The organism is Pantoea sp. LMR881 (genome assembly GCF_027157825.1).
In the GTDB taxonomy this organism is placed as follows: Bacteria; Pseudomonadota; Gammaproteobacteria; order Enterobacterales; family Enterobacteriaceae; genus Pantoea; species Pantoea haifensis.
Genome location: NZ_JAPVOK010000002.1, coordinates 2,078,340 through 2,097,774, shown reverse-complemented (window position 1 = coordinate 2,097,774; position 19,435 = coordinate 2,078,340). Strand labels below are relative to the sequence as shown.

The window sequence follows — 19,435 nt, the reverse complement described above, 5'->3', positions numbered from 1 at the left end:
CATAAAGACGACCCGACAGAGGGAACGCATGACAACGTTAAGCTGTAAAGTAACTTCAGTTGAAGCGATTACCGACACGGTGTATCGCGTTCGCCTGATTCCAGAAGCGGATTTTAATTTTCGTGCAGGACAGTATTTGATGGTGGTGATGGACGAGCGTGATAAGCGCCCGTTTTCGCTGGCTTCTACGCCGATGGAAAAAGACATTATCGAGCTGCACATTGGTGCGTCAGACATCAATCTGTATGCCATGGCCGTCATGGATCGCATCCGAGACGATCGTCAAATCACCGTCGATATCCCGCATGGCGATGCCTGGCTACGTGAAGAGAGTACGCGTCCGCTGATTTTAATCGCGGGCGGGACCGGTTTCTCCTATGCGCGCTCTATTCTCCTGACGGCACTGGCGCAGCAGCCTGACCGCGATATCGCGATTTACTGGGGTGGCCGCGAATTAAAACACCTTTACGATCTGGAAGAGTTGAATGCCCTGGCGGTGAAACATCCGAATCTGAAAGTGATTCCGGTCGTTGAGCAGCCCGAAGAGGGCTGGCAAGGGCGCTCTGGCACTGTGCTGACAGCAGTCATGCAGGATTTCACCACGCTAAGTGAGCATGAAATCTATATTGCCGGTCGCTTTGAGATGGCGAAGATTGCGCGCGATCGTTTTTGTGCCGAGCGGGGTGCGGTCGAAGCGCAAATGTACGGTGATGCGTTCGCCTTTATCTGACGGCGGCAAGCAGGCAAAAAAAACCGCCCCTGACAGGCGGAATAGATAGCCACTTGATCAACGTATCAGAGACGTTCAAATACGGTAGCGATGCCCTGGCCTAAACCGATACACATGGTGGCCAGGCCGAAACGGGCATCGCGTCGTTCCATAATATTCAGTAACGTGGTGCTAATTCGCGCGCCGGAACAGCCCAGCGGATGACCCAGCGCAATCGCGCCGCCATTCAGGTTAACCTTGTCATCCATCTGATCCAGCAATCCCAAATCTTTAATGCACGGTAGCGTTTGAGCCGCGAAGGCTTCGTTCAGTTCGAAAATATCGATATCGCTAAGGCTCAACCCCGCCCGTTTTAATGCCAGTTTGCTGGCAGGAACCGGCCCGTAACCCATAACAGAAGGATCGCAGCCCACTACCGCCATGCTTTTAATGCGCGCGCGCGGCGTCAGGCCCCATTCACGGGCGCGGCTTTCACTCATCACTAACATTGCCGCTGCGCCGTCTGACAAGGCTGAAGATGTGCCGGCTGTTACCGTGCCGTTGACGGGATCAAAGGCGGGCTTAAGTGCTGCCAGGCCTTCAAGACTGGTTTCTTCACGAATCACTTCATCGAAGTCATACCGTTTCAACGCGCCATCCGCATCGTGACCGTAAGTTGGCACGATTTCACGCCGGAAGTCACCGCGCTGGGTAGCTTGCCAGGCACGCTGGTGCGATCGCAGAGCAAAAGCATCTTGCTGTTCACGGCTAATATGGTGCATTCGTGCCAGCATTTCGGCGGTTAATCCCATCATGCCAGCGGCTTTTGCTACGGTGCGACTCAAGCCAGGATGAAAATCGACACCGTGGCTCATCGGCACATGGCCCATATGCTCAACGCCGCCAATCAGGCAACAGCTTGCATCGCCGACCATAATGGCACGCGCTGCATCGTGCAGCGCCTGCATCGAGGAGCCACATAAGCGATTAACGGTTGTTGCCGGAACGCGATGCGGGATCTCAGCCAGTAGCGCAGCATTACGTGCGATATTAAAACCCTGCTCCAGCGTTTGTTGTACGCAGCCCCAGACAATGTCATCCAACGCGGCGGGTTCTACGGCTGGATTACGGTTCAGTAATTCTCGCATCAGATGTGCAGAGAGATCTTCAGCGCGTACATGGCGAAACGCACCGCCTTTTGAACGGCCCATCGGCGTGCGTACCGCATCGATAATCACCACATTTTCCATTTCATCACCTCAGGCGCTTTGCAGCGCGGCTTCGTCAATCGGTTTGGCGGAGGGATACCAGCTTTCGTGCTGATGAGCTTTGTCCAGCAGGAGTTCAGGTAATTCGTACAGCGCACCAAGCGCGGTATAGCGTTTCGCCTGATCGACCACGTTGCTGTTTCCAAGCGTGTCGAGATAGCGCAACGCGCCACCGCGAAATGGCGGAAAGCCCAGTCCGTAAACCAGTGCCATGTCAGCTTCGGCAGGGGAAGCGATAATCTTCTCTTCCAGACAACGCACCACTTCATTCAGCATCGGCAGCATCATACGATTGAGAATGTCTTCATCACTAAACAGACGTTTTGGCTGGCAAACCTGTTGCAACAGCGAGTCCACCTCAGCATCGGCGACTTTTTTCGGCTTACCGCTTTTATCCTCTTCCCAGCGCCAGAAACCTCTGCCGTTCTTCTGACCGTATCGACCCGCATCAAACAGCATATCGATAGCGTCACGATAATCTTTCTTCATGCGAAGTGGGAAACCCTCAGCCATGACGCGCTGAGCGTGGTGCGCCGTATCAATACCGACAACATCCAACAGCCAGGCAGGCCCCATTGGCCAGCCAAACTGCTTCTCCATCACCTTATCTATTTGACGGAAATCTGCGCCGTCGCGTAACAGCAGGCTGAAGGCGGCAAAGTAGGGGAACAGCACGCGATTAACGAAAAAGCCGGGACAGTCATTAACCACTATGGGGGTTTTGCCCATTTTGCTGGCCCATGCCACGACCTTGCCAATTGTGGCTTCACTGGTTTTCTCTCCGCGTACGACTTCAACCAGCGGCATGCGCGGTACGGGATTGAAAAAATGCATACCGCAGAAATTTGCGGGCCGTTGCAGTGACTGTGCCAGTTGGCTAACAGGAATCGTTGAAGTGTTTGATGCCAGAATGGCATCGTCACGCAGATGTTGTTCGGTTTCTGCGAGAACTTTTGCTTTCACTACCGGATTTTCAACGACCGCTTCGACTACTACGTCAGCCTGTTCAAAGCCAGAGTAATCCAGCGTGGGCTGAATGGTGGCGATCACATTGGCCAGCTGGCTGCCGTCGATTTTGCCGCGTTCCAACTGCCTGTTAAGCAGCTTGCTGACCTCTTTCATTCCCAGCGTCAGAGCCTGTGGATTGATATCTTTCATTTTGACCGGCACGCCTTTCCATGCGGACTGGTAGCTGATGCCGCCGCCCATGATCCCGGCACCCAGCACTGCGGCCTGGGTGGGACTTCCACTTTCGCCGCCGCGCTTTTTCGCCAGGGCTTTGACGTATTGATCGTTGAGGAAAATGCCTACCAGCGCGCGTGCTTCGTCAGATTGCGCCAGCGGAACAAAAGCAGCATTTTCCAGCTTCAGCGCATCGTTGCGGTCCAGTGTTGCGGCGGCTTCGATGGTTTTAATCGCGGTAATGGGCGCGGGATAATGTTTGCCCGCGGTTTGCATCACCATGCTTTTGGCAAGGGTGAAACTCATTGCGGCTTCGACCGGACTGAGTTTCAGTGGCATCAGTTTCGGTGCACGACGCTGGCGCCAGTTTCCTTCCCGCGCAGCCGCTTTTAACATAGCGATGGCGGCCTGGCGCAGCTTGTTGCTTTCAACCACAGCATCAACTAAGCCAAGTTTCAGTGCGCTGAATCCATCAACATCTTTACCTGCTGCGATAATTTCCATCGCACTGTCAGCGCCAATCAGGCGAGGTAAACGCACGCTGCCGCCAAAACCTGGCATGATGCCCAGTTTGGTTTCGGGTAAGCCTATGCGTGCATCTGGCGTGGCGACACGCAGATCGGTTGCCAGAATACATTCGCAGCCGCCACCCAGTGCGTAGCCATTGATAGCCGCGAGAGTGGGAACCGGCAAATCTTCCAGACGGTTAAAAATACTGTTGGCAAACGCCAGCCAGCGACTCAGCTTTTCACTGGGCGCGTCAAACAGTGACAGGAATTCAGTGATATCTGCGCCGACAATAAAGGCCGGTTTGGCTGAACTCAGCAGGACACCGCGTAACGTGGGTTGCTGTTCCAGCACTGTAATAGCTTCGCCCAGGCTGGCGACAGTTTGGGTATCCAGCTTATTCACCGAGCCGGATGCATCGAAAACCAGCTCGGCGAGACCCTCGTCCAGCCAGTAAAGTGAAAGGTTTGCGCCTTGGTAGAGCATGTGCGTCTCCTGAAACCGCGAAAGGTGATCTGGTCATACCAGATGATCGAGAGTGTGGGAGTGTTGTTATTTTTTTGCAAACGAGACTTTGGTTATTTGCTAACAAGATCACAGCTGTCCTGAACACGGCATCCCTTTTGCGGCTGTGCTAAACTGCCGCCATTTCGAGCCACTGGAGAAACGTCAATGGATTCACTGAAAACCTTGTATCACGCGCATATCGCTACCTTACAACAACGGGCGCAGCAGGTGCTGGCGCGTAATAAGCTTGATGCAATGCTGATCCATTCTGGCGAATTGCTGACGGTGTTTCTGGATGATCATCACTATCCTTTTAAAGTGAATCCGCAATTCAAAGCCTGGGTTCCGGTGACGCAAGTGCCGAACTGTTGGCTCTGGATCGATGGCGTAAACAAACCGAAGCTGTGGTTCTATTCGCCAGTGGATTACTGGCATAACGTTGAGCCATTGCCAGACAGCTTCTGGACAGATGATGTCGAGGTGGCAGGCCTGACAAAAGCGGAAGAGATTGCGCAATTGCTGCCTGCACAGCGCGACAATGTGGCTTATATCGGTCCGGTGGTTGAGCGAGCTGCACAGTTAGGCATTCCCGCGGGTAATATCAACCCGAAAGCGGTAATTGATTTCCTGCATTACCATCGCAGTATCAAAACAGACTATGAACTGGCTTGTATGCGTGAGGCACAAAAGCTGGCAGTTGCAGGACATCGCGCCGCGAAGGAAGCCTTTTCTGCAGGTCTGAGCGAGTTTGATATTAACCAGGCTTACCTGACGGCAACGGGTCATCGTGACACCGATGTGCCCTATGGCAACATCATCGCGTTAAATGAACACGCTGCGGTGCTGCACTACACCAAACTGGATCATCAGCCACCGGCGAAACGTCATAGCTTTTTGATTGACGCGGGGGCAGAGTATCTCGGCTATGCCGCTGATTTAACGCGCAGCTACGCTGCACAGAGCGGCTCATTGTACGCCAGCATGGTGGATGCGATGAATGCGGAAGAGCTGGCGCTGATCGCTACGCTAAAAACGGGTGTGCGTTACACCGATTATCATCTGCAAATGCATCAGCGCATCGCCAGGCTGTTGCTGAAGTTCGATCTGGTTCAGGGTTTGAGCGAAGAGGCCCTGGTGGCAGAGGATATTACGGGGCCGTTTATGCCACATGGTTTGGGCCATCCGCTCGGTTTGCAGGTTCATGACGTTGCCGGATTTATGCAGGATGACAGTGGAACCCATCTCGCCGCGCCGTCGCAGTATCCTTATCTGCGCTGTACCCGCGTACTGGAGCCAGGCATGGTGTTAACCATCGAACCGGGGTTCTACATTATTGAGTCTCTTTTGGCGCCGTTACGTGCAGGAAAATTCAGCCAGCACATCAACTGGCAGGCACTTGAAGCGTTGCAACCTTATAGCGGTATTCGTATTGAGGATAATGTGGTGATTCACGCGAACCGCATTGAAAACATGACACGTGATTTGCATCTGGCCTGATGGACGCTTTCGATATTCCTGCTGATGCGCTGAGCATCAGTGAGGAGACGATTAAAAAAGCCGCTTCGTCACACTGCTGGCGCATACCGACGGCGTGGAAGCGGCGCGCGCTTTTGTACAGCAAGTGAAAAATGACCATCCTGACGCGCGCCATCATTGCTGGGCGTGGGTTGCAGGTGCGCCGAATGATTCACAACAACTCGGTTTTTCTGATGACGGTGAACCGTCCGGCACGGCAGGCAAACCGATGCTGGCCCAGCTAATGGGTGCCGGAATCGGTGAAATCACGGCGGTAGTTGTGCGCTATTACGGCGGCATTATGTTAGGAACCGGTGGCCTGGTAAAAGCCTATGGCGGCGGCGTGCAGCAAGGGCTTAAACAGCTGGCCCGCATGCGTAAAGTGCCAATGCAACAGTTTTCATTGCTGTGTGATTATGCTCAGCTCAGCGATATCGAGCGGTTAGTACAACGCTATGATGGCAAAATTACAGAGAGCCAATATCTTGATCGCATCTCGCTGACGCTGGCGATTCCTTTTGGGCAAATCGACGGTTTCCGACAAAATCTGTCAGACTTTAGTCGGGGCATGTTAACGCTGGTCCTGCTCACCCCTTGATCTACTCATTCTTATATTAAAGGAACGGCTGAATGCATTTTCGCGCCATTACCCGCATTGTCGGTCTGCTGGTGATCCTCTTTTCGGTCACAATGATTTTGCCCGGACTTGTTGCACTGATTTATCGCGACGGTGCTGGCCGTGCTTTTAGCCAGACATTTATGATGGCGCTGGTAATTGGTTCACTGTTGTGGTGGCCGAACCGCAAGCAAAAGACCGAACTGAAACCGCGAGAAGGCTTTCTTATTGTTGTGCTTTTTTGGACAGTGCTGGGTAGCGTTGGTGCTATGCCCTTCGTCTTTGCTGAACAACCCCATCTTTCTGTTACCGATGCTTTCTTTGAATCTTTTTCAGGGCTCACCACGACCGGTGCAACGACGCTGGTGGGACTCGATTCTCTACCTAAAGCAATTCTGTTCTACCGGCAGATGCTGCAATGGCTCGGCGGGATGGGGATCATTGTGTTGGCGGTAGCCATTTTACCGATACTGGGCGTGGGGGAATGCAGCTGTACCGCGCCGAGATGCCGGGTCCGTTGAAAGACAATAAAATGCGGCCGCGTATTGCTGAAACGGCTAAAACCTTGTGGCTGATTTATGTCTTACTGACCATCGCCTGTGCGGTGGCTTTGTGGCTGGCGGGTATGCCGATGTTTGACGCTATTGGCCACAGTTTTTCAACTATCGCAATCGGCGGGTTTTCAACTCACGATGCCAGCCTCGGTTACTTCAACAGTGGAACGATTAATACTATCGTTGCGATTTTTTTGCTGATTTCTGGCTGTAATTACGGTTTGCACTTTTCACTGCTGAGCGGCAGAAATCTGCGTGTTTACTGGCGCGATCCTGAGTTTCGCATGTTTATTGGTGTGCAGCTCACGCTGGTGCTGATCTGTACGCTGGTCCTGTGGTTCCATAATGTCTATGCCAGCGGCTGGCAAACACTGAATCAGGCTTTTTCCAGGTTGTCTCAATGGCCACAACGGCCGGATTCACTACCGATAGCATTGCGCGTTGGCCTCTTTTTTTACCGGTGCTGCTTCTCTGTTCTGCTTTTATTGGTGGCTGTGCCGGCTCGACCGGGGGTGGCTTAAAAGTGATTCGCATCTTGTTATTATGCAAACAAGGTAACCGTGAACTTAAACGGTTAGTCCATCCCAATGCGGTTTACACCATCAAGCTGGGCAATCGTGCACTGCCCGAACGCATTTTAGAAGCGGTATGGGGCTTTTTCTCCGCTTATGCGCTGGTATTTCTGGTTAGCATGCTGGCCATCATCGCAACGGGGGTCGATGACTTCTCCGCTTTTGCTGCGGTTGCGGCTACGCTGAATAACCTCGGTCCGGGTCTGGGTGTGGTGGCAGACAATTTTACCTCTATGAACGATATCGCTAAGTGGATATTGATTTCTACTATGCTGTTTGGTCGTCTTGAAGTGTTTACGCTGCTGGTGTTATTCACCCCCACTTTCTGGCGAGAGTGATTAACTAAGGATGCTAATGATGAAAGCACTGATTCTTTTTTCCAGCCGCGACGGGCAAACGCAAAAAATCGCTTCCTATATAGCAAAAGAACTGAACGGGACGTTGCCTTGCGATGTATTCAATATCTCAGAGGTGAAAACTCTGGACTGGACGCAGTACGATCGTGTTCTGATTGGCGCATCGATTCGCTATGGACATTACCATCCAGCGGTTGCGGAGTTCGTAACGCAGCATTTACATGAACTCAAGCAACGTGCGAGTGGCTTCTTCTCTGTTAACCTGACAGCACGTAAACCTGAAAAGCGATCACCTGAGACAAATGCCTATACTGCTAAGTTTCTTCAGCAGTCGCCCTGGCAGCCTGACTGTTGCGCCGTGTTTGCAGGAGCATTGCGTTATCCGCGCTATCGCTGGTTCGATCGCATCATGATTCAGTTGATTATGCGCATGACAGGCGGCGAAACTGATTCAAGTAAAGAAGTTGAATATACCGACTGGGACCAGGTGGCGCGTTTTGCTCGGGAATTTGCTCAATTGTCAGGCAAATTGCGGTGAAATAACCCGATTTGATGAAATTTAAATCGAACAGTAATTTTTTTGCAATAAAGCCTTGTCAGCCCGCAGGAACTCCCTATAATGCGCCTCCACTGACACGGCACACCGGCTTACGGGATGACGGGTCGGGAGGTTCAGGAGACTGAGCCGCCGGAGAAAAACTTCGAAAAAAGAAGTTGACTCTGAAGGAGGTTAGCGTAATATACGCCACCTCGCGACAGACGGTTAACCCGCTGGTCGCACTGCTCTTTAACAATTTATCAGACAATCTGTGTGGGCACTCGCAGGATTGATATCAGCGTCTCCGGACGTAAAAAATATCAAGTCTCTGCTGGGTGAACACGTAATTCATTACGAAGTTTAATTCACAGAGCATCGCTTCACGGGTTGAAGCAAATCAAACTTTAAATTGAAGAGTTTGATCATGGCTCAGATTGAACGCTGGCGGCAGGCCTAACACATGCAAGTCGGACGGTAGCACAGGAGGAGCTTGCTCTTTGGGTGACGAGTGGCGGACGGGTGAGTAATGTCTGGGGATCTGCCCGATGGAGGGGGATAACCACTGGAAACGGTGGCTAATACCGCATAACGTCGCAAGACCAAAGTGGGGGACCTTCGGGCCTCACACCATCGGATGAACCCAGATGGGATTAGCTAGTAGGCGGGGTAACGGCCCACCTAGGCGACGATCCCTAGCTGGTCTGAGAGGATGACCAGCCACACTGGAACTGAGACACGGTCCAGACTCCTACGGGAGGCAGCAGTGGGGAATATTGCACAATGGGCGCAAGCCTGATGCAGCCATGCCGCGTGTATGAAGAAGGCCTTCGGGTTGTAAAGTACTTTCAGCGGGGAGGAAGGGATGAGGTTTAATACGCCTTGTCATTGACGTTACCCGCAGAAGAAGCACCGGCTAACTCCGTGCCAGCAGCCGCGGTAATACGGAGGGTGCAAGCGTTAATCGGAATTACTGGGCGTAAAGCGCACGCAGGCGGTCTGTTAAGTCAGATGTGAAATCCCCGGGCTTAACCTGGGAACTGCATTTGAAACTGGCAGGCTTGAGTCTCGTAGAGGGGGGTAGAATTCCAGGTGTAGCGGTGAAATGCGTAGAGATCTGGAGGAATACCGGTGGCGAAGGCGGCCCCCTGGACGAAGACTGACGCTCAGGTGCGAAAGCGTGGGGAGCAAACAGGATTAGATACCCTGGTAGTCCACGCCGTAAACGATGTCGACTTGGAGGTTGTGCCCTTGAGGCGTGGCTTCCGGAGCTAACGCGTTAAGTCGACCGCCTGGGGAGTACGGCCGCAAGGTTAAAACTCAAATGAATTGACGGGGGCCCGCACAAGCGGTGGAGCATGTGGTTTAATTCGATGCAACGCGAAGAACCTTACCTACTCTTGACATCCACGGAATCAGGCAGAGATGCCTGAGTGCCTTCGGGAACCGTGAGACAGGTGCTGCATGGCTGTCGTCAGCTCGTGTTGTGAAATGTTGGGTTAAGTCCCGCAACGAGCGCAACCCTTATCCTTTGTTGCCAGCGATTCGGTCGGGAACTCAAAGGAGACTGCCGGTGATAAACCGGAGGAAGGTGGGGATGACGTCAAGTCATCATGGCCCTTACGAGTAGGGCTACACACGTGCTACAATGGCGCATACAAAGAGAAGCGACCTCGCGAGAGCAAGCGGACCTCATAAAGTGCGTCGTAGTCCGGATCGGAGTCTGCAACTCGACTCCGTGAAGTCGGAATCGCTAGTAATCGTGGATCAGAACGCCACGGTGAATACGTTCCCGGGCCTTGTACACACCGCCCGTCACACCATGGGAGTGGGTTGCAAAAGAAGTAGGTAGCTTAACCCTCGGGAGGGCGCTTACCACTTTGTGATTCATGACTGGGGTGAAGTCGTAACAAGGTAACCGTAGGGGAACCTGCGGTTGGATCACCTCCTTACCTGAAGATACCTTCCCGCGAAGTGCTCACACAGATTGTCTGATAGAAAAGTAATGAGCAAGGCGTCTTGCGAAGCAGACTTCAGTGTCCCCTTCGTCTAGAGGCCCAGGACACCGCCCTTTCACGGCGGTAACAGGGGTTCGAATCCCCTAGGGGACGCCACTTGCTTGGTGACAGGTGAAAGGTGTTGCCCACGTATCTTAAAGATGACTTACGAGTCATGTTTAAGATATTTGCTCTTTAACAATCCGGAACAAGCTGAAAATTGAAACGACGCGTCGCGCCATTTCTCCGTAACAGGGAGTGGCACAGCGATGCGGACGAGTCTCTCAAATGCTTGCAGTCTGCACGCGTTGCAAAACGCCTGTGGGTTGTGAGGTTAAGCGACTAAGCGTACACGGTGGATGCCCTGGCAGTCAGAGGCGATGAAGGACGTGCTAATCTGCGTAAAGCGCCGGTAAGGTGATATGAACCGCTACAGCCGGCGATGTCCGAATGGGGAAACCCGGTGCACTCAGTGCATCATTGCAGCATGAATACATAGTGCTGCAAGGCGAACCGGGGGAACTGAAACATCTAAGTACCCCGAGGAAAAGAAATCAACCGAGATTCCCCCAGTAGCGGCGAGCGAACGGGGAGCAGCCCAGAGCCTGAATCAGCTTGTGCACTAGTGGAAGCGTCTGGAAAGGCGCAGGGTACAGGGTGACACTCCCGTACACAAAAGTGCATGAGCTGTGAGCTCGATGAGTAAGGCGGGACACGTGGTATCCTGTCTGAACACGGGGGGACCATCCTCCAAGGCTAAATACTCCTGACTGACCGATAGTGAACCAGTACCGTGAGGGAAAGGCGAAAAGAACCCCGGCGAGGGGAGTGAAACAGAACCTGAAACCGTGTACGTACAAGCAGTGGGAGCACCCTTGTGGGTGTGACTGCGTACCTTTTGTATAATGGGTCAGCGACTTATATTCTGTAGCAAGGTTAACCGTATAGGGGAGCCGCAGGGAAACCGAGTCTTAACTGGGCGTTAAGTTGCAGGGTATAGACCCGAAACCCGGTGATCTAGCCATGGGCAGGTTGAAGGTTGGGTAACACTAACTGGAGGACCGAACCGACTAATGTTGAAAAATTAGCGGATGACCTGTGGCTGGGGGTGAAAGGCCAATCAAACCGGGAGATAGCTGGTTCTCCCCGAAAGCTATTTAGGTAGCGCCTCGTGAACTCATCTCCGGGGGTAGAGCACTGTTTCGGCTAGGGGGCCATCCCGGCTTACCAACCCGATGCAAACTGCGAATACCGGAGAATGTTATCACGGGAGACACACGGCGGGTGCTAACGTCCGTCGTGAAGAGGGAAACAACCCAGACCGCCAGCTAAGGTCCCGAAGTCATGGTTAAGTGGGAAACGATGTGGGAAGGCACAGACAGCCAGGATGTTGGCTTAGAAGCAGCCATCATTTAAAGAAAGCGTAATAGCTCACTGGTCGAGTCGGCCTGCGCGGAAGATGTAACGGGGCTAAACCATGCACCGAAGCTGCGGCAGCGACGCTTAGCGTTGCTGGGTAGGGGAGCGTTCTGTAAGCCGCAGAAGGTGGTCCGTGAGGGCCGCTGGAGGTATCAGAAGTGCGAATGCTGACATAAGTAACGATAAAGCGGGTGAAAAGCCCGCTCGCCGGAAGACCAAGGGTTCCTGTCCAACGTTAATCGGGGCAGGGTGAGTCGACCCCTAAGGCGAGGCCGAAAGGCGTAGTCGATGGGAAACAGGTTAATATTCCTGTACTTGGTGTTACTGCGAAGGGGGGACGGAGAAGGTTAGGTCAGCCGGGCGACGGTCGTCCCGGTTTAAGCGTGTAGGCTGGTTATCCAGGCAAATCCGGATAATCAAGGCTGAGGCGTGACGACGAGGCTCCACGGAGCTGAAGTGACTGATACCCTGCTTCCAGGAAAAGCCTCTAAGCATCAGGTAACACGAAATCGTACCCCAAACCGACACAGGTGGTCAGGTAGAGAATACCAAGGCGCTTGAGAGAACTCGGGTGAAGGAACTAGGCAAAATGGTGCCGTAACTTCGGGAGAAGGCACGCTGGCGCGTAGGTGAGGGGACTTGCTCCCGGAGCCGAAGCCAGTCGAAGATACCAGCTGGCTGCAACTGTTTATTAAAAACACAGCACTGTGCAAACACGAAAGTGGACGTATACGGTGTGACGCCTGCCCGGTGCCGGAAGGTTAATTGATGGGGTTATCCGCAAGGAGAAGCTCTTGATCGAAGCCCCGGTAAACGGCGGCCGTAACTATAACGGTCCTAAGGTAGCGAAATTCCTTGTCGGGTAAGTTCCGACCTGCACGAATGGCGTAATGATGGCCAGGCTGTCTCCACCCGAGACTCAGTGAAATTGAACTCGCTGTGAAGATGCAGTGTACCCGCGGCAAGACGGAAAGACCCCGTGAACCTTTACTACAGCTTGACACTGAACATTGAGCCTTGATGTGTAGGATAGGTGGGAGGCTTTGAAGCGCGGACGCCAGTCCGCGTGGAGCCAACCTTGAAATACCACCCTTTAACGTTTGATGTTCTAACGTGGGCCCGTGATCCGGGCTGCGGACAGTGTCTGGTGGGTAGTTTGACTGGGGCGGTCTCCTCCCAAAGCGTAACGGAGGAGCACGAAGGTCAGCTAATCACGGTCGGACATCGTGAGGTTAGTGCAATGGCATAAGCTGGCTTGACTGCGAGCGTGACGGCGCGAGCAGGTGCGAAAGCAGGTCATAGTGATCCGGTGGTTCTGAATGGAAGGGCCATCGCTCAACGGATAAAAGGTACTCCGGGGATAACAGGCTGATACCGCCCAAGAGTTCATATCGACGGCGGTGTTTGGCACCTCGATGTCGGCTCATCACATCCTGGGGCTGAAGTAGGTCCCAAGGGTACGGCTGTTCGCCGTTTAAAGTGGTACGCGAGCTGGGTTTAGAACGTCGTGAGACAGTTCGGTCCCTATCTGCCGTGGGCGCTGGAAAACTGAGGGGGTTGCTCCTAGTACGAGAGGACCGGAGTGAACGCACCGCTGGTGTTCGGGTTGTCATGCCAATGGCACTGCCCGGTAGCTAAGTGCGGAAGAGATAAGTGCTGAAAGCATCTAAGCACGAAACTTGCCCCGAGATGAGTTTTCCCTGACCCCTCGAGGGTCCTGAAGGGACGTTGAAGACGACGACGTTGATAGGCCGGGTGTGTAAGCGCAGCGATGCGTTGAGCTAACCGGTACTAATGACCCGTGAGGCTTAACCTTACAACGCCAGAGGCGTTTTTGAGAGACTTTCAGCTTGTGACGGATAATTCTGCGCGGCCTGCGGGCGGCGCGGAGACAGAATTTGCCTGGCGGCACTAGCGCGGTGGTCCCACCTGACCCCATGCCGAACTCAGAAGTGAAACGCCGTAGCGCCGATGGTAGTGTGGGGCCTCCCCATGCGAGAGTAGGGAACTGCCAGGCATCCAACAGAAAAAGCCCCCTGCGTCTGCAGGGGGCTTTTTTACGTCTGCAGATTGGTATATTTTATGCCTTAGTCTACAAATTCACCCCAAAAACCTTTTACTGATGCGGTAAACTACACGCAGATTAATCAGTTAAGGCCGTTAAATGTCTAGCCAGTCTCCTTCCTTAAAAGCCGACAACACGCTTGGTCTTGATGTCAGCACTCAAACGCGCACTATTGCCGAAACGCCCAACGCTATTTTAGAGGCCTGGCAATCAAGCCGTATGAAAGATTCTCCATTTCTGATTTTAGGTGAAGGAAGCAATGTTCTTCTCTTAGAAAATTTCGCCGGCACCGTGGTACTCAACCGTATTAAAGGTATCAAGATCGATGAGGACGTTGAAGCCTGGAAATTACATGTAGGTGCAGGGGAAAACTGGCATCAACTGGTCAAAACGACGCTGGAAAAAGGCATTACAGGATTAGAAAATCTGGCTTTAATACCCGGCATGGTTGGCTCAGCACCGATTCAAAATATCGGAGCATACGGTGTTGAGTTAAAAGATGTTTGCGCTTATGTAGATGTGCTTAATTTGCACAACGGCAATATTGAGCGGCTTCATCGTGACGAATGCCAGTTCGCTTATCGTGACAGCATTTTCAAGCACCAGTATCAGTCTGGCTATGCCATCGTGGCGGTAGGATTCAGCCTGAGTAAGCAGTGGCATCCTGTCTTAACATATGGCGATTTAAAGACGTTAAATCCTGCCACCGTCACAGCCTGGGAAGTTTTTAACGCTGTATGTACGATGCGCCAAAGTAAACTTCCTGATCCAGCAATAACAGGCAATGTTGGAAGTTTTTTCAAAAACCCGGTGATCCCTCATGAACAAGCCGCAGAGTTATTAGCTCGTTTTTCTGATATGCCGCATTATCCACAACCTTCAGGTGAGGTTAAATTAGCTGCGGGGTGGTTAATTGATCGGTGCCAGCTAAAGGGGTTGCGGATAGGGGGCGCAGCAGTGCATCAACAGCAAGCATTGGTACTCATTAATGCTGAAAATGCGACGCCACAAGACTTTGTTGCACTGGCCAGAGAAGTGCGTGCCCAGGTCGGCGAAAAATTTGATGTATGGCTTGAGCCAGAAGTGCGATTTATTAAGGCCCAGGGCGAATGCAATGCGGTTGAGGTAATTTCATGAAAGACCATAGCGTACCGCTAAAACTGGTAGAAGCTTTATCTGACGGCGAATTTCACTCTGGTGAACAGCTTGGCGAGATGTTAGGCATGAGCCGGGCGGCGATTAATAAGCATATCCAGACGCTTAAAACGTGGGGGCTGGACGTCTTTACCGTCACAGGCAAGGGTTATAGCTTGCCCGCACCAGTCCAGTTATTAGACAAAGACATCATTCTGTCAAAGCTGGATACACCCAATCTGGCTGTCATCCCGGTTATTGATTCAACAAATCAGTACTTACTGGATCGAATGAATGAGTTAAGTTCTGGCGATGCCTGCATTGCTGAATATCAACAAGCAGGGCGTGGCAGACGAGGGCGCCAGTGGTTTTCTCCTTTTGGTGCCAATCTCTATATGTCGATGTATTGGCGTTTAGAGCAAGGGCCTGCCGCCGCGATGGGATTAAGCCTGGTGATTGGTATTGTTATGGCAGAGACGCTGCAATCGCTCGGGGCTGAAAAAGTCCGGGTAAAATGGCCAAACGATCTTTATCTTAATGACCGTAAACTTGCAGGTATTTTAGTTGAGCTAACGGGAAAAACAGGCGATGCCGCGCAAATCGTCATGGGGGCAGGTATCAATCTCGCCATGCGCTCTGCAGAAGCCGCTCAGATCAATCAAGGATGGATTAATTTGCAGGAAGCTGATGTTGAGATTGATCGTAACGAGTTAGCTGCCAGACTGATTAACAGCTTACGTACCGCCTTACCCGTCTTTGAACGTGATGGTTTAAAACCCTTCATAGAGCGTTGGGCAGCGTTAGATAATTTCATGAACCGTCCGGTTAAATTGTTGATTGGTGACAGGGAAATTCACGGCATTGCGCGAGGGGTTGATGATCGAGGCGGTTTAATGCTGGAACAAGATGGCGAAATTAAATCGTGGGTTGGCGGCGAAATATCGTTAAGACCAAATTAATGTAAAAAAGCCTGCTAATAAGCAGGCTTTTTTATTTCATCATAGAATTTATTTGCGCAGTCGGACTTTATCAACAGCATGATTGCCACTTTTTGTCATAATTAAGCTTGCGCGCTCTCTTGTTGGCAGGATATTTTCTTTTAAATTCAGCCAGTTGATCTCTTTCCACAGGTTGCTTGCCGTTTCGATCGCTTCCTGTTCAGAGAGTTGAGCATAATGATGAAAGTACGAGTCAGGATCGGTAAATGCGCCCTGACGGAATTTCAGGAAACGATTGATATACCATCTCTGTAATAAATCTTCCGCAGCATCCACATATATAGAGAAGTCTACAAAATCAGAAACAAATACATGGTGAGGATCGTGCGGATAATCCATGCCACTTTGCAGGACATTTAATCCTTCCAAAATTAGTATATCTGGCTGCTGCACAACTTTATCGCCGTCAGGAACCACATCATAAATCAGGTGAGAGTAAACCGGTGCCGTTACCTGACCAGCACCTGACTTCAAATCAGACACAAATTTAACCAGGCGGTGCATATCATACGATTGTGGAAAGCCTTTCTTCTTCATCAAGCCGCGTTCTTTTAATACCGCGTTTGGGTGAAGAAAGCCATCCGTGGTGATGAGCTCGACTTTACGGTGTTCTGGCCAGCGACTGAGTAAGGCCTGCAATACACGAGCAGTAGTACTCTTACCAACTGCTACGCTACCCGCAATACTGATTATGTAAGGGATTTTCTGCCCATTGGTTCCTAAAAATTGTTCCAGCACAGCCTGACGACGCAAATTGGAACTGATATAAAAGTTTAGCAAACGCGAAAGAGGCAAATAAATCTCAGCGACTTCTTCCAGAGAAAGATCCTCATTAATCCCTTTTAGTTGCGCAATTTCTTCTTCTGATAAAGTCATCGGAACAGAATTGCGCAGCATAGCCCACTGTTTACGCGTGAACTGCAAGTAAGGTGTCGTAAGGGGTGTTGTTTTATCCATAAGCGTGCTTCTGGCAGTAAGTTTTCATTCCGTCATGCTTTATAAGTCAAAAGCATTTTGGTACAGCCTAAGAATGAATTGCTGCTCACAGGGTTATTATTGGGAACAATGGATTGGAGGGTATCACCAGTATAGCTTTCAAAAGAAGCAAAAAGATAAGTACGTTTGTGCTTTCGTCGGCGCGCCCGCAATTTTGATAAGTCTCAGTAATTTGGGATTAAACGCACACCGTAACGCTTGTCAGACGTTCAAAAGCCTGTCTGTGTAATAAGGGATTACGGTAATCAAAGTATCCGGGCAGTTTTCTTACCGCCTGTTATGGCTTGCTCGTTCCGCCTCTGTTGTATGGCACTGTCGAAAGAATTTTAACCAAAACCGTTTTTGCAAAGTGCTGACCTCCTGCTCGACACCTCATTGATACCTGTAATGCAACTAATCCTGAAAATTTTTGCGCCTCATTTGTCACTAACCGCCTCGCAATTCGCTTTAAGCCTAAAGCGTTATGATTCTTTATACGCTGAAAAAAAGTACATCTCTGAGCATTTTTTCCGCAAGAAAATGCTAAATTGCGATGATTTGCACAAATAGTAAGCGATAGAACAATTTCTGCGATTTTTTTGTTGCATCCTGCAGCCGACCTTCCTAGAATGCGCGTCACTTGATGCCGGCTTAGCTCAGTTGGTAGAGCAACTGACTTGTAATCAGTAGGTCACCAGTTCGATTCCGGTAGCCGGCACCATCAAGTAGGTGGGATTCCCGAGCGGCCAAAGGGAGCAGACTGTAAATCTGCCGTCACAGACTTCGAAGGTTCGAATCCTTCTCCCACCACCATCTCAACAAAGAAGTTGAGAACAGGTAAACAATCAGTTTATCTGTCAGGTGAGTCACTTCTTCTCACCCTGAATTCAGATTGTGCAATAGCGCAATCAATGTCGGCCAGCTTCGCTGGCAGGCTAAGAATAATAGGGGAACTTCTCTTATTATTCACAAGCTACAGAAAGAACAGGTAGCCGAGTTCCAGGATGCGGGCATCGTATAATGGCTATTACCTCAGCCTTCCAAGCTGATGATGCGGGTTCGATTCCCGCTGCCCGCTCCAGATGTGCTGATATGGCTCAGTTGGTAGAGCGCACCCTTGGTAAGGGTGAGGTCCCCAGTTCGACTCTGGGTATCAGCACCACTTCCTTTATCTCCCTCCTGATTTTCTCTCTGTAATTTACTTGCAGTCAGGCACTGCCTGGTTAATGTCATGATATCTTTGATATATCCGTGTCTTAGAGGGACAAGCGATGGCTAAAGAGCAATTTCAACGTAACAAACTGCACGTAAACGTGGGCACCATCGGTCACGTTGACCACGGTAAAACCACCCTGACTGCAGCAATTACTACCGTTTTAGCAAAAACTAACGGTGGTCAGGCTCGTGCATTCGATCAGATTGACAGCACTCCTGAAGAAAAAGCGCGTGGTATTACCATCAATACCGCTCACGTTGAGTACGAAACCCCGAGCCGTCACTACGCACACGTTGACTGCCCAGGCCACGCCGACTACGTGAAAAACATGATCACCGGTGCTGCGCAGATGGACGGTGCTATCCTGGTTGTTGCTGCGACTGACGGCCCAATGCCGCAGACCCGTGAGCACATCCTGCTGGGTCGTCAGGTTGGCGTTCCTTACATCATCGTGTTCCTGAACAAGTGTGACATGGTTGATGACGAAGAGCTGCTGGAACTGGTTGAGATGGAAGTGCGTGACCTGCTGTCTCAGTACGACTTCCCAGGCGACGACACCCCAATTGTTCGTGGTTCTGCGCTGAAAGCACTGGAAGGCGAAGCTGAGTGGGAAGCAAAAATCGTTGAACTGGCTGACCATCTGGATAACTACATCCCAGATCCAGTTCGTGCTATCGATATGCCGTTCCTGCTGCCAATCGAAGACGTGTTCTCAATCTCTGGTCGTGGTACCGTTGTGACCGGTCGTGTTGAGCGCGGCATTGTTAAAGTCGGCGACGAAGTTGAAATCGTGGGTATCAAAGCCACTGCGAAATCAACCTGTACTGGCGTTGAAATGTTCCGCAAACTGCTGGACCAGGGTCAGGCAGGCGAGAACTGTGGTGTTCTGCTGCGTGGTATCAAGCGTGAAGATATCCAGCGTGGTCAGGTTCTGGCTAAGCCAGGCACCATCAAGCCACACACTCAGTTCGAGTCAGAAGTTTACGTTCTGTCTAAAGACGAAGGTGGCCGTCATACTCCGTTCTTCAAAGGCTACCGTCCACAGTTCTACTTCCGTACAACTGACGTGACCGGCTCAGTAGAGCTGCCAGAAGGCGTTGAGATGGTAATGCCGGGCGACAACATCAAAATGGTTGTTACCCTGATCCACCCAATCGCAATGGACGAAGGTCTGCGCTTCGCAATCCGCGAAGGCGGCCGTACCGTTGGTGCGGGTGTTGTTGCTAAAGTTATCGCTTAATTATCGATAACGTTTGACGCAATGCACACGGAAAGGGCATCATTTGATGCCCTTTTTGCACGCTGTTTTA

General features: G+C 51.5%; 9 protein-coding genes, 5 tRNA genes, 3 rRNA genes and 2 pseudogenes. 16 read left to right on the top strand and 3 right to left on the bottom strand.

From position 1 onward, the window contains the following. Positions 1 to 28 precede the first annotated feature (28 nt). Entirely contained in the window at positions 29 to 730 is a 702-nt protein-coding gene (gene fre / locus O3W44_RS11650; RefSeq protein ID WP_269293194.1) for an NAD(P)H-flavin reductase, read from the top strand. Positions 731 to 795: 65 nt separating this feature from the next. On the opposite strand, the gene fadA is transcribed toward fre, so the two are convergent. After that, positions 796 to 1,959 carry an acetyl-CoA C-acyltransferase FadA gene (fadA, locus tag O3W44_RS11645; protein WP_269293193.1) on the bottom strand — a complete coding sequence of 388 codons (1,164 nt, stop codon included), beginning with the start codon at positions 1,957 to 1,959 and terminating at the stop codon, positions 796 to 798. Between the two features lie 9 nt (positions 1,960 to 1,968). Further along, positions 1,969 to 4,152: a fatty acid oxidation complex subunit alpha FadB gene (gene fadB / locus O3W44_RS11640; RefSeq protein ID WP_269293192.1), complete on the bottom strand. Its 2,184-nt coding sequence runs from the start codon at positions 4,150 to 4,152 to the stop codon at positions 1,969 to 1,971. A 186-nt stretch (positions 4,153 to 4,338) separates the two neighbouring features. On the opposite strand from fadB, the gene pepQ reads away from it, so the two are divergent. From pepQ to birA, 10 genes and pseudogenes are all read left to right on the top strand, one after another. Continuing rightward, positions 4,339 to 5,670, top strand: coding sequence for a Xaa-Pro dipeptidase (pepQ, locus tag O3W44_RS11635; protein WP_269293191.1), 1,332 nt, complete (start codon positions 4,339 to 4,341; stop codon positions 5,668 to 5,670). Beyond that, positions 5,670 to 6,286, top strand: a pseudogene (locus O3W44_RS11630) (IMPACT family protein). Before pepQ ends, O3W44_RS11630 begins: the two are co-directional and overlap by 1 nt. 32 nt (positions 6,287 to 6,318) lie before the next feature. Beyond that, positions 6,319 to 7,768, top strand: a pseudogene (trkH, locus tag O3W44_RS11625) (Trk system potassium transporter TrkH). 19 nt (positions 7,769 to 7,787) lie between these two features. Next, positions 7,788 to 8,324, top strand: a complete 537-nt coding sequence (gene hemG / locus O3W44_RS11620) for a menaquinone-dependent protoporphyrinogen IX dehydrogenase (protein ID WP_269294428.1) — start codon at positions 7,788 to 7,790, stop codon at positions 8,322 to 8,324. A 406-nt stretch (positions 8,325 to 8,730) separates the two neighbouring features. After that, a 16S ribosomal RNA gene (locus O3W44_RS11615) occupies positions 8,731 to 10,273 on the top strand. A gap of 86 nt (positions 10,274 to 10,359) precedes the next feature. Beyond that, positions 10,360 to 10,435, top strand: a tRNA-Glu gene (locus O3W44_RS11610). Between the two features lie 215 nt (positions 10,436 to 10,650). Beyond that, positions 10,651 to 13,553: ribosomal RNA gene (locus O3W44_RS11605) — 23S ribosomal RNA — on the top strand. An 85-nt stretch (positions 13,554 to 13,638) separates the two neighbouring features. Beyond that, positions 13,639 to 13,754 (top strand): 5S ribosomal RNA (gene rrf / locus O3W44_RS11600). The 16S, 23S and 5S rRNA genes sit together here with 1 tRNA gene alongside, the layout of an rRNA operon. Before the next feature lie 147 nt (positions 13,755 to 13,901). Next, positions 13,902 to 14,939 carry a UDP-N-acetylmuramate dehydrogenase gene (gene murB, locus O3W44_RS11595; RefSeq protein ID WP_269293190.1) on the top strand — a complete coding sequence of 346 codons (1,038 nt, stop codon included), beginning with the start codon at positions 13,902 to 13,904 and terminating at the stop codon, positions 14,937 to 14,939. Further along, positions 14,936 to 15,895 carry a bifunctional biotin--[acetyl-CoA-carboxylase] ligase/biotin operon repressor BirA gene (gene birA / locus O3W44_RS11590; protein ID WP_269293189.1) on the top strand — a complete coding sequence of 320 codons (960 nt, stop codon included), beginning with the start codon at positions 14,936 to 14,938 and terminating at the stop codon, positions 15,893 to 15,895. The genes murB and birA overlap by 4 nt, the downstream gene beginning before the upstream one ends. A 48-nt stretch (positions 15,896 to 15,943) precedes the next feature. Here the strand turns inward: birA and coaA are convergent, their stop codons facing one another. Further along, a complete protein-coding gene (gene coaA / locus O3W44_RS11585; protein WP_269293188.1) occupies positions 15,944 to 16,891 on the bottom strand; it encodes a type I pantothenate kinase in 948 nt (315 codons plus the stop codon). Between the two features lie 663 nt (positions 16,892 to 17,554). Here coaA and O3W44_RS11580 point away from each other — a divergent pair. From O3W44_RS11580 to tuf, 5 genes are all read left to right on the top strand, one after another. Further along, positions 17,555 to 17,630 (top strand) — tRNA-Thr (locus O3W44_RS11580). A gap of 7 nt (positions 17,631 to 17,637) precedes the next feature. Continuing rightward, positions 17,638 to 17,722: transfer RNA gene (locus O3W44_RS11575), tRNA-Tyr, on the top strand. 193 nt (positions 17,723 to 17,915) lie between these two features. Next, positions 17,916 to 17,990: transfer RNA gene (locus O3W44_RS11570), tRNA-Gly, on the top strand. A 5-nt stretch (positions 17,991 to 17,995) separates the two neighbouring features. Next, positions 17,996 to 18,071: transfer RNA gene (locus tag O3W44_RS11565), tRNA-Thr, on the top strand. Between the two features lie 109 nt (positions 18,072 to 18,180). Then, entirely contained in the window at positions 18,181 to 19,365 is a 1,185-nt protein-coding gene (tuf, locus tag O3W44_RS11560) for an elongation factor Tu (RefSeq protein WP_269293187.1), read from the top strand. The last annotated feature ends 70 nt before the right edge of the window (positions 19,366 to 19,435 follow it).

What these genes read in the sequence shown, in the direction of transcription:
- fadA (WP_269293193.1), bottom strand. Translation starts at nt 1,959, where the DNA reads ATGGAAAATGTGGTGATTATCGATGCGGTACGCACGCCGATGGGCCGT.
- hemG (WP_269294428.1), top strand. Translation starts at nt 7,788, where the DNA reads ATGAAAGCACTGATTCTTTTTTCCAGCCGCGACGGGCAAACGCAAAAA.
- fre (WP_269293194.1), top strand. Translation starts at nt 29, where the DNA reads ATGACAACGTTAAGCTGTAAAGTAACTTCAGTTGAAGCGATTACCGAC.
- murB (WP_269293190.1), top strand. Translation starts at nt 13,902, where the DNA reads ATGTCTAGCCAGTCTCCTTCCTTAAAAGCCGACAACACGCTTGGTCTT.
- birA (WP_269293189.1), top strand. Translation starts at nt 14,936, where the DNA reads ATGAAAGACCATAGCGTACCGCTAAAACTGGTAGAAGCTTTATCTGAC.
- tuf (WP_269293187.1), top strand. Translation starts at nt 18,181, where the DNA reads ATGGCTAAAGAGCAATTTCAACGTAACAAACTGCACGTAAACGTGGGC.
- coaA (WP_269293188.1), bottom strand. Translation starts at nt 16,891, where the DNA reads ATGGATAAAACAACACCCCTTACGACACCTTACTTGCAGTTCACGCGT.
- pepQ (WP_269293191.1), top strand. Translation starts at nt 4,339, where the DNA reads ATGGATTCACTGAAAACCTTGTATCACGCGCATATCGCTACCTTACAA.
- fadB (WP_269293192.1), bottom strand. Translation starts at nt 4,152, where the DNA reads ATGCTCTACCAAGGCGCAAACCTTTCACTTTACTGGCTGGACGAGGGT.